This window comes from Breoghania sp., from assembly GCF_963674635.1.
In the GTDB taxonomy this organism is placed as follows: Bacteria; Pseudomonadota; Alphaproteobacteria; order Rhizobiales; family Stappiaceae; genus Breoghania.
On record NZ_OY771475.1, the window covers coordinates 3,108,245 to 3,123,629 of the forward strand.

Here is a 15,385-nt window from a genome sequence, read left to right on the forward strand (position 1 = left end):
AGCCTTTGCCGGTTCAAGGATATTTAGGCCCAAACACCGACAAGTGGGCAAGAGCCCTTTACGCGCCTCGTCTCGCGCGGCTACAAGGCTGCCTGTTGGACAGGCCGTCGACCGGACGCCGCCTGTCGCCAGATGCCAGACGTGACCGACCACGAATGCCGAAGATCGGCGCGGGCCCAGACGGAGACCATTCATGCGACCTTCCAAACGCGCTGCCGACGAGTTGCGGCCGGTGACCCTCGAACGCCGTGTCTCCAAGCACGCTGAAGGCTCGTGCCTGGTCAAATTCGGCGACACGCACGTGCTGTGCACGGCGAGCCTCGAAGAGCGCGTTCCGCCCTGGCTGCGCGGCCAGAACCGCGGCTGGGTGACCGCCGAATACGGCATGCTGCCGCGCGCCACCGGCGAGCGCATGCGCCGCGAGGCCTCTGCCGGCAAGCAGTCCGGCCGCACGCAGGAAATCCAGCGTCTCATCGGCCGCTCGCTGCGCGCCGTTGTCGATCTGGAAGCCCTCGGCGAGCGCCAGATCTCCGTTGATTGCGACGTCATCCAGGCCGATGGCGGCACGCGCACGGCCTCCATCACCGGGGCATGGGTCGCGCTCAACGACTGCATCGAGTGGATGCGCGCGCGCGACATGATCACCAAGCCGGTCCTGAAGGACCACGTCGCCGCCATTTCCTGCGGCATCTATTCCGGCACGCCGGTGCTCGACCTCGATTACCTTGAGGACAGCGACGCGGACACGGACGCCAATTTCGTCATGACCGGGTCCGGCGGTCTCGTCGAAATCCAGGGCACGGCGGAAGGCTCGCCCTTCTCCGTCGATGAATTCAACCAGCTTCTGGGCCTCGCACAGGGCGGCATCGGCCGTCTGGTCGACCTTCAGAAGATGGCGATCCTTTGAGGCCTGTTCAATGACCCGCCGTACGCTCAGCCCCGGACGCCTCGTGCTTGCCAGCCACAATGCGGGCAAGCTGAGGGAAATCCGCGCGCTGGTGGAGCCCTTCGGGATGGAGGTGGTTTCCGCCTCCGAACTGGGCCTGCCGGAGCCGGAGGAAACGGGCACGACGTTTGAAGCCAATTCCGAACTGAAGGCACGGGCTTCGGCCGAAGCGTCCGGATTGCCGGCTCTGGCCGACGATTCCGGGCTTTCCGTCGATGCGCTGGGCGGCGATCCGGGCATCTATTCCGCCCGCTGGGCGGGGCCGGACAAGGATTTCGCCAAGGCCATGCGCGACGTGGAAGACAAACTCACGCAAGCCGCGGCCAAGGGCAATGACGACCGCACCGCGCGCTTTGTCTGCGCGCTGTGCCTTGCCTGGCCCGACGGTCATGTGGAGACCTTTCGCGGCGAGATCGCGGGCACGATGGTGTGGCCGCCGCGCGGCGAGCAGGGGTTCGGCTACGATCCCGCCTTCCAGCCGGAAGGCCACGCGCGCACATTCGGTGAAATGAGTGCGGAGGAAAAGCACGGCTGGACGTCGGGCGACAACAATCCGCTGTCGCATCGCGCCCGCGCCTTCAAGCTTTTCGCCGACACCTGTCTGGAGCCCCCGCGCGCCTCATGACGCAAGTTGATCCGGGATTTGGCATCTATATCCATTGGCCGTTCTGCGCGGCCAAGTGCCCCTATTGCGACTTCAATTCCCATGTTCGCCATCAGGCGATCGATCAGGAGCGCTTTGCGCGCGCCTTTGCGAGCGAACTTGCGCTGTTTGCCCAGCAAACCAAGGGCCGCACGGTCACCTCCATCTTTTTCGGCGGCGGCACGCCCTCGCTGATGAAGCCGGAAACGGTGGAAGCGATCCTCGGATCGGTGGCGAAGAACTGGTCGATTGCGCCGGACGTGGAAATCTCCATGGAGGCCAATCCCTCCAGCGTGGAGGCCGAACGCTTCCGGGGTTACCGGGCGGCGGGCGTCAACCGGGTCTCGCTCGGCGTTCAGGCGCTCAACGATGCGGATCTGCGTTTTCTGGGCCGCCTGCACGATGTGGACACCGCGCTCAAGGCCATCGAGATGGCGCGCGAGACTTTCCCGCGGCTTTCCTTCGACCTGATCTATGCGCGCCCCGGACAGACGCCCGAGGCGTGGAGCGCGGAGCTGGAACGCGCCATCGCTCTCGCCGCCGATCACCTGTCGCTCTACCAGCTCACCATCGAGCACGACACGCCCTTCTTCAAGCTCTACGAGGCGGGCAAGCTCGTGCCGCCGGACCCGGATGCGGCCGCCGATCTCTATGAGGTGACGCTGTCGACCTGCGAAGCCCATGGCATGCCGGCCTACGAGATTTCCAACCACGCGGTTCCCGGTGCGGAATGCCGCCACAACCTCGTCTACTGGCGCTATGGCGACTATGTGGGCGTGGGACCGGGGGCCCATGGCCGTCTGACGGGGGGCAACGGCAAGCGGGCGACCGCGACCGAGCTTCACCCCGAGACATGGCTTGCCCGCGTGGAAGAACACGGCCATGGCATGATCGAGGATCAGGTCCTGACCATGGAAGAGCAGGGCGACGAATACCTGATCATGGGCCTGCGGCTTGTGGAGGGTGTCGATCTGGATCGCTACGAGAAGCTTTCCGGCCGCCGCCTCGACCCGCGCCGCCTCAATGATCTCATCTCCCACGGCATGGTGGAGAAGATGGAGGGATCGCGCGTGCGCGCCACCCGCGACGGTTTCTTCGTGCTGGATGCAGTGGTGGCGGATCTGGCGGCCTGAGGGCCGCCAGTTCTTTGTTCAGCCTCCGGGGCGGCCTGAGGGACGCCAGCTTTTTGGTTCAACCTCCGGGGCGGCCTGAGGGCCGCCAGCCAGCCTTTGTTTCTCAGCCCTGAAGCTCGATGTCCGACGTGCCGAACTGGGCCGCCGTCTTGTTGAGGAAGGCGATGTCCTCTTCGGTGAAGGGAATGCCCTCGGAGCGGTAGCGCGCCTCTGTGCGCGCGCCACGTTCCCCCGGCATCAGCACCTCGTCGAAACCTTCGGCGCGCGGCAAGTCGTGGACGGCCTTTTTCAAGACATCCATGCGGGCAAGGAAATCTTCCGTGGTCATGAAGAGACCCGGACGGATGACCATGAACATGTGGCCCACATCCTGCGGGCGTGTGCCGCCGTAAAGGTCCGCCACGCCCCCGGCATGGCCCGCACCGGAAAAGACCCCCGCCATCACATCCATCAGCATGGCGAGGCCGGAGCCCTTCGGCCCGCCCATGGGCAGCACCACGCCCTCGAAGGCGGCCTTGGGATCGGTGGTCGGGCGGCCTTCCTTGTCGAGCGCGAGACCTTCCGGGATCGGCTTGCCTAGATGGACCGCCCGGCGCAGCGCGCCGCGGGTGGTGATTGCAGGGGTGAAATCCAGAACGAAAGGCGCGACGCCTTCGCCGATTGGCGCACCCGCGGCAAACGGCGAGGTGCCCAAGAGCGGCTCGCGTCCGCCCCATGCGGGCATGGCGGAGGGCGCATTGGAGAAGGCAAACGACATGAAGCCCGCTTCGGCTGCCTGAATGATGTAGGACGCGGCCATGCCATAGTGATTGGAATGGTTGACGGCGACCAGCGCGAGGCCAAATTCGCCAGCCATGGCGATCGCCTCGTCCATGGCGCGGGTGGCGCTGACGAAACCGAGCGCATTGTCGCCATCCACATGGGCGGCAACCGGGGTCGGCTTCGTGACGACCATGTCCGGGCGCGGATTGATGAGGCCGTCCGCAAGACGCTCCATGTAAACCTGCATCCGCGTGATGCCATGGGTATGAACGCCGCGCAGATCCGCATGGACGAGACAACGCGCAACCGTGTGCGCATCCGCCTCCGGCAGGCCCGCGTGAAGCAAAAGGTCAACGCAATAGCGGGTGGCGGCTTCAGGCGTGACGCGCGAAGTGTTCTGGCTCATCGGGGGATGTGTCCTGGATCTGCATCGCCCGGCGCCCCGCGCGACCGCTCGCGACAGCGCAGCCCGGCTCGGAATATGTGAGGCGTGCTATCTAGCGCAGGAGCGCCCGCCGGAACAAGCCGTTCCAGCCGCGCGCCGATACACTGGGCGCCGGGCGCACAGGGCGGGGATCAAACCCGGCATCAATCGGTGGCCGACGGCGCGCCATCATGGACCCAGCGGCGGATAAGCCAGTGGGCGATGGAAATGGGCGGAGGAACCCTCAGTCCGCCCGGATGGCGGCCTTCCAGCATCTGGCGAACCTCTTCGCGCGCAAACCAGCGGCAATCTTCCAGTTCGTCATCGCCGAGCCGGATCTCGCGGCTTGCCGCCTCGCCTTCGCAGCCCAGCATCAGGGAGGCGGGGAAGGGCCAGGGCTGGTTGGCGAGGAGGCGCACGGGACCAACCGCAACACCCGCTTCCTCCTTCACCTCGCGCCGCACCGCCTGCTCGATGGTCTCGCCCGGCTCCATGAACCCGGCAAGCGTGGTGTAGACGCCTTCCGCCAGCCGGTGCGGGCGGCCCAGAAGCGCCATGTCACCTTCCGCGATCAGCATGATGACGACCGGGTCGGTGCGCGGAAAATGGGGGGCCGAACAGGCGGGGCAATCGCGACGATACCCGGCCTGCGCCATGGTGGTTTCATGCCCGCAGCGCGAGCAGAAACGATGGGTTGCGTGCCAGTGGGAGAGCGAGCGGGCCTGCGCCAGAAGCCCGGTATCGCCATCCGGCAACGTGCCCTGCATGGCCAGCGAGCGCAGATCTATGAGCTTCAGCGCGGATGAACTCGCCGCCTCGATGTCGGCCTCGATCTCTTCGACCGCCGCGGACACCTGCGCACAAAAGACCGGGCGCGTTCCCTCCTCGGCCCGTTCAAGACCGAGCAGCATGGTCTCTTCAGAGGCGCCAAGGCTTTTCGCCAGCCCCGCGCCATGGCGGATCCTGAGCGCCTCGCCATCAATGGCGACGACCGGCCTGTCCCCGGCCAGCAGGATGAAGACCGCATCCTTGCGCGCTTTCTGCTCCGCCAGCCAAGCAACATCGTCGCGGCGCTCGGCGGCGCGATCAAGCGCATTGTCGCAATAGGCGGGTGGGCGGTCGGCGGACATCGGGTCGGGTGCTCCGGTTGGCAACCGGGGGCCTTTGAAAGAGGAAGGCCCCCGGTTTGATTTCAAATCATTGAGGTGATTTCAGACCGTTTCGGGCCTCGCAGTCGTGCTCAGACGTCGAAACCGTTCTGGGCCGCGAGGTTCTTCAAGGTGGTCTCGGGCCGCGCGCCGACATGCCCGATCACTTCCGCCGCTGCCATGCAGCCCAGTTCCGCGCAGCGCGCCAGCGGATAGTTGCGCGCCAGACCGAACAGGAAACCGGCGGCATAGAGATCGCCCGCGCCCGTCAGGTCCACCACTTCGTCAACCGGGTTCGCGCGCACCTGGAAGCTCTCTTCGCGGGTGACCGTCAGCGCGCCCTTTTCCGACAGCGTGATGGTGGCGAGCTTCGCGTCCTGGCGCACCGCATCGACCGCGGTCTGGATGTCGGAGGTCTCATAGAGCGCCTTGATCTCATGCTCGTTGGCGAACACGATATCAACGGCACCGGTGCGGATCAGCTCGCGAAATTCCTCGCGGTACCGGTCGACGCAGAAGCTGTCGGAAAGCGTCAGCGCGGTCTTGCGGTCCGCATCGTGGGCAAGCTTCATGGCGCGGCGGAAGGCTTCCTTCGCAGCCGGGGGATCCCACAGATAGCCTTCCATGTAGGTGATGGCGGAGCGGGTCACGACATCGGCGTCGATATCGTCAGGCCCAAGCTCGGTGCAAGCACCCAGATAGGTGTTCATGGTGCGCTCGCCATCCGGCGTGATCAGGATCATGGAGCGCGCGGTGGGATTGCCGCCGACAAGCGGCGCGGTGTCGAAATGCGCCCCGATGCCACGCATGTCATGCGCATAGGCCTTGCCGAGTTCATCGTCGGCGACCTTGCCGATATAGGCCGCGACACCGCCCAGCGAGGAGAGCCCCGCAATGGTGTTGCCCGCGCTGCCGCCGGACATGCGCACCGCCGACCCCATCTTTCCGTAGAGACGTTCCGCCTCCTGCGTATCAACGAGGCGCATGGACCCCTTCACCAGCTTCTCGTTGACGAGGAAATCGTCCTCCACATGGGCGAAGACATCGGCAATGGCGTTGCCGATGCCAAGAACGTCATAGGTCAGATCGGTCATTCAAAGGTCCGTTGGTTCGATTTCGGAAAGTCGAAGTTTTGTCGGCAGTCTTTTTGGACGCGCGGATCGGGATCCGCGCGCCGGGTCGGCCTGTCGGGAGGGACCCGATATCACAGGCCGGATCTTCAGATCCCGGGGGTCGGCCGCAAGGCGCGGTTCGCCTCCGGCTCTTTGATCTTCTCGCGGAAGGGGCTGGCGCGATAAACGCCCAGCATCTTGTATTCGGCGCAGAAGAATTTCAGTTCCTCAAGCGCCAGCGCGACATTCGGCTCGTCCGGATGGCCTTCCACATCGGCATAGAACATGGAGGCGAAGAACTGGCCCTCCAGCTGGTAGGATTCCAGCTTGGTCATGTTGACATTGTTGGTCGCGAAACCGCCCAGCGCCTTGTAGAGCGCGGCGGGCACGTTGCGCACCCGGAAGACCATGGTGGTGATGACCGGCTGGCCATTGTCGGCGGCACTCAGCGCCTCGCGCGACAGGATGAGGAAGCGCGTGGTGTTGTGCGCGGCATCCTCCACGTCGCGGGCGAGGATCTCAAGACCATAGGCCTCCGCGGCGAGATCGGGGGCAAGCGCCGCGGCGGTCAGGTCACCGCGCTCGGCGATCTGGCGGGCGGAACCGGCGGTATCCGCGCCGACAACCGCATTCAGGCCGAGGCGGCGGATCATCTTGCGGCACTGGCCGAGCGCCATGATATGGCTCTGCACGCTCGTCAGCCCCTCGATGGTGGCGCCGGGAGGCGCCATCAGCTGGAAGCGGATCGGCATGAAATATTCGCCGATGATATGCAGGTTGGAACGCGGCAGGAGATGGTGGATATCGGCCACGCGACCGGCGACCGAGTTCTCAACCGGGATCATGCCCAGTTCGGCTTCGCCGGACTCAAGCGCATGAAAGCAGTCTTCGAACGTGGCGCAGGGCACCGATTCGTAATCGGGATAAACATCGCGACACGCCATGTGCGAATTCGCACCCGGCTCGCCCTGAAACACGATCTTCTTCATATTCGACATACTCGGCTTGGTCCTGGAAAACGTCTTGATACGGTTGCGGGTCAGGCTTTTTCGGCTTCATGCGCCATCCTGGCGAAGGCGGCACGCACACGTTCAAGATCCACGGGCGTGTTCACATCCATCGGCGTTGCCGGAACGAGGCTCACATCTATGCGCATGCCCGCTTCAAGCGCACGAAGCTGCTCCAGCTTCTCGCGCTTTTCCAACGTCGACGAGGGCAGGGCGACGAACTTTTCCAGCGCCGCGCGACGCCACGCATAGACGCCGATATGCTGATAGAGCGGGCCGTCGCCATAGGGCGCGGTGGCGCGCGTGAAATAGAGCGCGCGGTGACGATCTCCGCCCAGCGGCGTGGTGACCGCCTTGACGAAACCGGGATCGACGCGGCCTTCCTCGTCGCGAATTTCGGTCATGATCGTTCCGATATCGACGTTTCTGTCCTTGAGCGGGTCGATCGCCGCCCGCAAGGACAACGGATCGATCAGCGGCACGTCGCCCTGCAGGTTGAGGATGAGATCGCAATCGGGATCGGCGATCTGCACCGCCTCGCGCACCCGGTCGGAGCCGGAGGCGTGGTCCTTGCGGGTCATGACGGCGCGTCCGCCTGCGGCTTCCACCACGGTGATGATGCGGGCATCGTCGGCGGCGACCACCACGGGGCCGATATCGGCCTCGCGGGCGCGCTCCAGAACCTGCACGATCATCGGCTTGCCGTCGATATCGGCCAGCGGCTTGCCGGGAAGCCGGGTCGATTCCATACGCGCCGGAATGACCACAAGAACGCGGGAGCGGCGGTTTGAAGAGTCAGAATAGGCGGGCATCAGGCACAGGCTCCCGGGTCGGCACCGGAAATCGACCGGAGGGCGGCCATGGAGGCCGGCTCCCCGTCGATCGGGGTCAAGGGTCATGGAGCCCCGGGGCCGCTTCCGAAAAGGAGGGCGGCCGCGGCGGGCGCTCCGGCGTCTGGGCGTAACGGGCATTGGGCCGGAGCGGCAAAAGCCGGAGGCTTGCACGCGGATCGGCGCGTTGACCGGGAACGCAGGAACTCGATGTTTTATACCTATGGACAGCGACGTCAAAAAGTTTGTAGTTTCCGGCGACTTTGGACAAAAATGCTGACAGCGCCGGGGAGGGTTGCTTCCGGTCGCTTGCCCGCAGCGGGTCGAATGGAGGAATGGCCGACATGAATAGCTTCGAGCTGAACAAGATCGCCGGTGCGGTCTTGCTCGCCCTTCTCGTCCTCATGGCGCTCGGAGTGTCCTCCGACATCATCTTCGACCATGAAGCGCCGGAAACGCCGGGCTATCCGATTGCGGTGGCCACCGCGGATGGCGCAGCGGAAGGCGCGGCTGCCGAAGCGGAAAAGGTGGTTCCGCTTGCTGTGCGGCTTGCCGAGGCCGATATCGGAGCGGGCGAAAAGGTCACCAAGAAGTGCGTGGCCTGCCACACCTTCGACAATGGCGGCGCCAACAAGGTCGGCCCCAATCTGTGGGACGTGGTTGGCCGCAAGCCCGGCGCGCATGAAGGCTTCAAGTACTCCAACGCCATGCTGGCCTTCGCCGAAGAGCACCCGGAATGGACCTACGAGCAGCTGGACGAATTCGTCACGAAGCCGAAGGACCACATTCCCGGCACCGCCATGGCCTTTGCCGGCCTTTCCAAGCCGGATGACCGCGCGAACCTGATCGTCTACCTGCACTCGCTGTCCGACAACCCGCTGCCGCTGCCGGAACCGGAAGCCGCCGCGGAAAGCGCGGAAGCGCCTGCGGACGCAGCCCCGGCGGACGCGCCTGCCGAAGCGGCCCCGGCGGAAGCCCCGGCCCAGTAGCGCGGCCCTTGCACCAAGAGATCCGAAAGCCGGGCCATCGCGCCCGGCTTTTTCGTATCCGGCATGGACGGGCGGCTTCGCGAATGCGGGGGCAAGGCCGCCCGCGCTCCGGCACATCCGGGCCGATATCCACCCCCCGGCCAAATGATGAAATGATCGTAATTTGCGGTATCTGGCGAACCGTGGCCTAGTATGTCGTTCATGTTGTTCGCCACGCACCATCTTCAAAGCTGACGAGGCTCGATGTCTGGACCGTTCATCCGCTCTTTCATTGCCGCGCTCATAATCGCGCCCACCCTCGTCCTCGGCGCGCAGGCGCAGGGACAGGCGCAATCCGACATGTCCGCCAAGGAGGAGCCGCAGTGGCAATACGCCACCGCGCTGACCGGAACACCGAAATACGGCCCCGATGACGACCATTTCGACTATGTGAACCCCGATGCCCCCAAGGGCGGCTCGGTGCGGCTGTCCTCGCAGGGCGGTTTCGACACGTTCAACCCGATCCTGCCGCGCGGCAACCCGGCGCCGGGCATCGGAAACACGCTCGATCAGCTGATGGAAAGTTCGCTCGACGAGTTGAACATTTCGGCCGAATACGGGCTGATCGCGGAGGCCACACGCCATCCGGCAGATGATTCGTGGGTCGAATTCCGCCTTAACCCGGCCGCGCGCTGGCATGACGGGGAACCGATCACGGCGGATGACGTGATCTGGAGCTTCGAGAAGCTGGTGGAGATCAACCCTTCCCAGCGTTTCTACTATCGCAACGTGGTCAAGGCGGAGAAGACGGGCGACGACGTGGTGCGCTTTTCCTTCGATGTGAAGAACAACCGCGAGCTGCCCCACATCATGGGTCAACTCCCGATCCTGCCGAAACACTGGTGGGAGGGCACGAACGACAAGGGCGAGAAACGCGACATTTCAAAGGGCACACTGGAACCGCCGCTCGGCTCCGGCCCTTACCGGATCGCCTCCTTCGATGTTAACCGCTCCATCACCTATGAGCGGGTGAAGGACTACTGGGCGGCCGACCTTCCGGTGCGCAAGGGCACCAACAATTTCGACACGATCCGCTACGATTCCTATCGCGATTCCACCGTGGTTCTGGAGGCCTTCAAGGGCGACCAGTATGATTTCCGCTCCGAGAACAGCGCCAAGAATTGGGCGACGGGCTACGATTTCCCGGCTCGCTCCGAAGGCAAGGTGATTCTGGAGACCTTCCCGGACAAGGCGGTCGGGCGGATGCAGGCCTTCGTCATGAACCTGCGGTTGCCGAAGTTCTCCGATGAGCGTGTGCGCGAGGCGCTGAATTACGCCTTCGATTTCGAGACCGTCAATCGCACCACCTTTTATGGCCAGTACAAGCGCATCGCGAGCTACTTCGCGGGCACGGAGCTCGCTTCCTCCGGCTTGCCGCAGGGCAAGGAACTGGAAATCCTGGAATCCGTGCGCGACCTGGTCCCGGCCTCCGTGTTCACCACGCCTTACGAAAACCCCGTGGGCGGCAGCACCGGCGCCATGCGCGCCAACCTGAAAAAGGCGGTGAACCTTCTAAAGGAAGCGGGCTACGGCCTGAAGGGCCGCCAGATGGTGAACCTGAAAACGGGCGAGCCGCTGACCATCGACTTCATCGACCACGATCCGAATTCTGAACGTTTCGTCCTGCCGTTTGCCAACAACCTCAAGCGCATCGGCATCGAGATGTCCTTCCGGGTTCTGGACACGCCGCAATATATCAACCGTATCCGCAACCGCGATTTCGAGATGACGACGCTGGCCTGGGGCCAATCGCTCTCTCCCGGCAACGAACAGCGCGACTTCTGGGGCTCGGAAGCTGCCGGACGCAATCAGTCTCGCAACTATGCCGGCATTCGTGACAAGGGCGTCGATGCGCTGATCGACAAGGTGATCTTCGCAGATACCCGCGAGGACCTGATCGCCGCCACCAAGGCGCTCGACCGGGTGCTGCTCGCCCATTATTATGTGGTGCCGCAGTGGTATGTCGATCTCTTCCGCACGGCGCGCTGGGACCGGTTCTCGCATCCGCAGAACATGCCCCAATACACCCACGGCTTTCCCCAGATCTGGTGGTGGGACGCGGCGAAGGCCGCCAAGACGGGGGAGCAGCCATGAGCGGCGGCGTCAACCGACGTGACGTGCTGGCCTGGGGGGCCGGCGCAGCCCTCAGCCCGCTGCTGCGCCTGCCGAAGGCGCTCGCACAGACCGCACCCGGGGCTGCTGCCGACACCGATACCGGACCGCGACATGGCTTGTCTGTCTTCGGCGATCTGAAATACGGACCCGACTTCAGCCATTTCGACTATCTCGATCCGGACGCGCCGAAAGGCGGCAGGATGGTGTTCAATGCGCCGTCCTGGGCCTATAACCAGAACCCGCTGACCTTCGACACGCTCAACACCTTCATTTTGAAGGGAAACGCCCCGCCGCGCATGGAGCTGTGTTTCGACACGCTGATGGTGCGCGCGCTCGACGAGCCGGACGCCATGTACGGGCTGGTGGCGGAAAGCGTCGCCATCTCCGAGGACCGCAATGTCTATACCTTCCGGCTGCGGCCAGAAGCGCGGTTTCATGACGGATCGCCGCTGACGGCGGACGACGTCGCCTTCTCGCTGATGCTCCTGAAGGAAAAAGGCCATCCGGCGATCACGCAGACGATCCGCGAGCTGGAAAGCGCTGCCGCGGTGGACGCGCACACGCTCCAGGTGCGCTTTTCAGGCACACATAGCCGCCAGCTTCCGCTGATCGTGGCTGGCCTGCCGATCCTTTCCAAGGCCTTTTACACGGTGAACGACTTCACCCAGTCGACGCTGGCCCCGCCGCTTGGCTCCGGACCTTACCGGGTGGGCGAGGTCGATGCGGGGCGTTCCATCGAATATGAGCGCGTGTCCGACTGGTGGGCAAAGGACCTGCCGGTCTCGCGCGGGGCCTTCAATTTCGACACGCTCCGCCTGGAGTTCTTCCGCGAGCGCGACATCGCGTTCGAGGCCTTCAAGAAGGGCAAGATCACCTTCCGCGAGGAATTCACCTCCAAGACATGGGCAACGGGCTACGATTTTCCTGCCATCCGCCAGGGACGTGTCATCAGGGCGACCTTCCCCGACAATCGCCTTGCGGGCACACAGGGCTGGTTCTTCAACACACGGCGCAAGAAGTTCTCCGATCCGCGGACCCGCCAGGCCGTCGGGCTCGCCTTCGACTTCGAATGGACCAACGAAAACCTGTTCTATGGGCTCTATGAGCGAACCCAATCCTACTTCCAGAACTCCGACATGATGGCGACGGGAAAACCCTCGCCGGACGAATTGCGCCTTCTTGAGCTTTTCCGCGGACAGGTTCCCGATGAGGTCTTTGAGGAGGTGTGGGTATCGCCGAAGACCGACGGGTCGGGCCGCGACCGCGCCGCGTTGCGCAAGGCGCATGATCTTTTGAAGGAAGCCGGATGGATACGGGACGGCAAAAGGCTTGTCTCGGCGGACGGCGAGCCGCTGACGATCGAGTTTCTCGCCAATGGACCGATTTTCGGGCGGGTGATCCAGCCCTATGCCAACAGGCTGGCGCTGCTCGGCATTGATGCGCAGTTCCGGCAGGTCGATTCCTCGCAATTTCAGGCACGCCTCAACACGTTCGATTTCGACGTGACGGCGCGGCGTTATGCGATGGCGTCCACGCCGGGCGAGGGCATTCGCCAGTTCTGGGGCAGTCGCGCGGCCAAGACAGAGGGAAGCGCCAATCTCGCGGGCATTGCCAGCCCGGCCGTCGATGCGCTGATCGAGAAGGTGATTCATGCCGAGAGCCGCGAGGCGATGACCACCGCCGCGCGCGCGCTCGACCGCGTGCTGCGGGCGGGCCACTACTGGGTGCCGAACTGGTTCAAGTCGACCCACACGGTCGCCTATTGGGATCAATTCGGATATGCGGAACCGATCCCGGCATATGATTTTCCGGTCGAGACCACATGGTGGTACGACCCTGAAAAGGCAAAACGAATCGGCAGATCGGACTGAGCGCGCCGAACGTTCCGCCTCAGGCTTTTCACGAAACGTGGGTCCGCATGTTCCGGACCCGAGCACCAGACGAGATTCATCGCGATGGGCGCCTATATTCTTCGACGTCTGCTCCTGATGATCCCGACCATCATCGGGATCATGGCGATCAATTTCGCCATCATCCAGTTCGCCCCCGGCGGACCGGTGGAGCAGATCATCGCCAAGCTTCAGGGGACCGACGTTTCCGCGACAGCGCGTATTTCCGGCGGCGGCGGCGATTTCGGTGGCCAGCAGCCGCAAGCAGCCGGGGGCGGGGAAGCGGCCAATTCCGGCTATCGCGGCGCCCAGGGGCTCGACCCGGAATTCATCGCCAGTCTTGAAAAGCAGTTCGGCTTCGACAAGCCCCCCCTCACCCGTTTCGGCGAGATGTTGTGGAACTATGCGAGATTCGATTTCGGCGAGAGCTATTTCCGCGACATCTCGGTCATCGACCTGATCAAGGAAAAACTCCCTGTCTCCATTTCGCTTGGCCTTTGGATGACCCTTCTTTCCTATGGCATCTCCATTCCGCTGGGGGTGCGCAAGGCGGTCAAGGACGGCTCGCGTTTCGATGTCTGGACCTCCGCCGTCATCATTGTCGGCTACGCCATTCCGGGCTTTCTCTTCGCGGTGCTGCTGATCGTGCTGTTTGCGGGCGGCTCCTACTGGGACATCTTTCCGCTTCGCGGGCTCACCTCCGACAACTGGGACAGCCTGTCCTGGGGTGCGCGGATCGTGGATTATTTCTGGCATCTGGCGCTGCCCCTGACCGCCATGGCGCTGTCTGCCTTCGCCACCACCACGCTTCTGACCAAGAATTCCTTCCTCGACGAGATCCGCAAGCAATATGTGGTGACCGCGCGCGCCAAGGGGCTGACCGAGCGCCGGGTGCTTTACGGGCACGTTTTCCGCAATGCCATGCTGATCGTGATCGCAGGTTTTCCCGGCGCGTTCATCACGTCCTTCTTCGCCGGTTCGCTGCTCATCGAGACGATCTTCTCGCTGAACGGCATCGGGCTTCTGTCCTATGAAGCGGTGCTGACCCGCGACTATCCGGTGGTCTTCGCAACGCTCTACATCTTCTCGCTGCTGAGCCTCTTCGTGACGCTCATTTCCGACCTCACCTATACGTGGATCGATCCGCGCATCGATTTCGAAAGCCGGGAGGTCTGAGCCATGGATCAGCAAAACAAGGACCCGAGGAACGCCTCCGCCGCCGCGACCGATGCGCCGCCGCCGCGCTTTCAGCTGTCGCCGCTCAACCAGCGCCGCCTTGCCAGCTTCAAGGCGAACCGGCGCGGATTCTGGGCGCTGTGGATCTTCCTCACGCTCTTCATCCTGTCGCTCTTTGCCAATGTCATCGCCAATGACCGGCCGATCCTCGTTTCCTACAAGGGCGAGATCCTGAGCCCGGTTCTGATCGATTACCCGGAGGAGAAATTCGGCGGGTTCCTCGCGGTGACCGATTATCGCGATCCCTATATCCAGGAAGAGATCAACGCCAATGGCTGGATGCTCTGGCCGCCGATCCGCTATGCCTACGGCACGGTGAACACAGCCATTCCCACGCCCGCACCGGCGCCGCCCTCCTGGAAATTCGACACCGAAACGCGCTGCCAGCAATATCCGCAAGGCGCGGCGGACCCCAATTGCACCCTCGGCAACTGGAACTGGCTGGGCACGGACGATCAGGGCCGCGACGTGCTGGCCCGGCTCATCTACGGCTTCCGGCTGTCGGTCCTCTTCGGGCTGGTGCTGACGCTTCTGTCCTCCGTGATCGGCGTCTCGGCCGGCGCCGTGCAAGGCTATTACGGCGGCTGGATCGATCTCGGTTTCCAGCGGGTGATCGAGATCTGGACCTCCATGCCGCAGCTTTATCTGATCCTGATCATCTCCTCGGTGCTGGTGCCGAATTTCTGGGTTCTTTGCGGGATCCTGCTGGCCTTCTCCTGGGTGGCGCTGGTGGGTGTCGTGCGCGCGGAATTCCTGCGCGGGCGCAATTTCGAATATGTGAACGCGGCGCGCGCGCTCGGCGTTTCCAACCGCACCATCATGTTCCGCCACCTTCTGCCCAACGCCATGGTGGCGACGCTGACCTTCCTGCCCTTCATCCTGAACGGCTCGATCTCCACGCTGACGTCGCTCGATTTCCTCGGCTTCGGCCTGCCCCCCGGCTCCCCCTCGCTGGGCGAGCTTTTGAAACAGGGCAAGGACAACCTTCAGGCCCCGTGGCTTGGCATTTCCGGGTTCATCACCATCTCGCTCATGCTGAGCCTGCTGATCTTCATCGGTGAAGCGGTGCGTGACGCCTTCGATCCGCGCAAGACGTTCAAGTGAGGCAGCCA

At 63.9% G+C, this 15,385-nt stretch carries 13 protein-coding genes; 8 read left to right on the forward strand and 5 right to left on the reverse strand.

The window, feature by feature from the left end:
* The first annotated feature begins 193 nt into the window (after window positions 1-193).
* The 3 genes from rph to hemW are packed head-to-tail and all read left to right on the forward strand — an operon-like array spanning window position 194 to window position 2,722.
* Window positions 194-907 (forward strand): ribonuclease PH, encoded by a 714-nt coding sequence (rph, locus tag ABGM93_RS13530; RefSeq protein ID WP_319774861.1) that lies wholly within the window; start codon window positions 194-196, stop codon window positions 905-907.
* 10 nt (window positions 908-917) lie between these two features.
* Window positions 918-1,571 (forward strand): RdgB/HAM1 family non-canonical purine NTP pyrophosphatase, encoded by a 654-nt coding sequence (rdgB, locus tag ABGM93_RS13535; RefSeq protein WP_321500247.1) that lies wholly within the window; start codon window positions 918-920, stop codon window positions 1,569-1,571.
* Window positions 1,568-2,722, forward strand: coding sequence for a radical SAM family heme chaperone HemW (gene hemW / locus ABGM93_RS13540; RefSeq protein ID WP_321500249.1), 1,155 nt, complete (start codon window positions 1,568-1,570; stop codon window positions 2,720-2,722). Before rdgB ends, hemW begins: the two co-directional genes overlap by 4 nt.
* 103 nt (window positions 2,723-2,825) lie before the next feature.
* On the opposite strand, the gene ABGM93_RS13545 is transcribed toward hemW, so the two are convergent.
* The 5 genes from ABGM93_RS13545 to ABGM93_RS13565 all read right to left on the reverse strand — a co-directional run bounded on the left by ABGM93_RS13545 (window position 2,826) and on the right by ABGM93_RS13565 (window position 7,987).
* Window positions 2,826-3,890, reverse strand: coding sequence for an Ldh family oxidoreductase (locus tag ABGM93_RS13545; protein WP_321500251.1), 1,065 nt, complete (start codon window positions 3,888-3,890; stop codon window positions 2,826-2,828).
* Window positions 3,891-4,072: 182 nt separating this feature from the next.
* Complete coding sequence (nudC, locus tag ABGM93_RS13550; protein WP_321500253.1) at window positions 4,073-5,038, reverse strand: NAD(+) diphosphatase; 966 nt, start codon at window positions 5,036-5,038, stop codon at window positions 4,073-4,075.
* 110 nt (window positions 5,039-5,148) lie between these two features.
* Window positions 5,149-6,150, reverse strand: coding sequence for an adenosine kinase (locus ABGM93_RS13555; protein ID WP_321500255.1), 1,002 nt, complete (start codon window positions 6,148-6,150; stop codon window positions 5,149-5,151).
* Window positions 6,151-6,275: 125 nt separating this feature from the next.
* Entirely contained in the window at window positions 6,276-7,166 is an 891-nt protein-coding gene (locus tag ABGM93_RS13560; RefSeq protein WP_321500257.1) for a prephenate dehydratase, read from the reverse strand.
* Between the two features lie 41 nt (window positions 7,167-7,207).
* Complete coding sequence (locus tag ABGM93_RS13565) at window positions 7,208-7,987, reverse strand: 3-deoxy-manno-octulosonate cytidylyltransferase (protein WP_321500259.1); 780 nt, start codon at window positions 7,985-7,987, stop codon at window positions 7,208-7,210.
* A 362-nt stretch (window positions 7,988-8,349) separates the two neighbouring features.
* Here ABGM93_RS13565 and ABGM93_RS13570 point away from each other — a divergent pair, with 362 nt between their 5' ends.
* The 5 genes from ABGM93_RS13570 to ABGM93_RS13590 all read left to right on the forward strand — a co-directional run bounded on the left by ABGM93_RS13570 (window position 8,350) and on the right by ABGM93_RS13590 (window position 15,377).
* Window positions 8,350-8,994 (forward strand): cytochrome c family protein, encoded by a 645-nt coding sequence (locus ABGM93_RS13570; RefSeq protein ID WP_321500261.1) that lies wholly within the window; start codon window positions 8,350-8,352, stop codon window positions 8,992-8,994.
* 243 nt (window positions 8,995-9,237) lie between these two features.
* Window positions 9,238-11,127, forward strand: a complete 1,890-nt coding sequence (locus ABGM93_RS13575) for an extracellular solute-binding protein (RefSeq protein ID WP_321500263.1) — start codon at window positions 9,238-9,240, stop codon at window positions 11,125-11,127.
* Window positions 11,124-13,019, forward strand: coding sequence for an extracellular solute-binding protein (locus ABGM93_RS13580; protein ID WP_321500265.1), 1,896 nt, complete (start codon window positions 11,124-11,126; stop codon window positions 13,017-13,019). The genes ABGM93_RS13575 and ABGM93_RS13580 overlap by 4 nt, the downstream gene beginning before the upstream one ends.
* Window positions 13,020-13,103: 84 nt before the next feature.
* Complete coding sequence (locus ABGM93_RS13585) at window positions 13,104-14,213, forward strand: microcin C ABC transporter permease YejB (protein WP_321500267.1); 1,110 nt, start codon at window positions 13,104-13,106, stop codon at window positions 14,211-14,213.
* Window positions 14,214-14,216: 3 nt separating this feature from the next.
* Complete coding sequence (locus tag ABGM93_RS13590) at window positions 14,217-15,377, forward strand: ABC transporter permease (protein ID WP_319774850.1); 1,161 nt, start codon at window positions 14,217-14,219, stop codon at window positions 15,375-15,377.
* Window positions 15,378-15,385 lie beyond the last annotated feature (8 nt).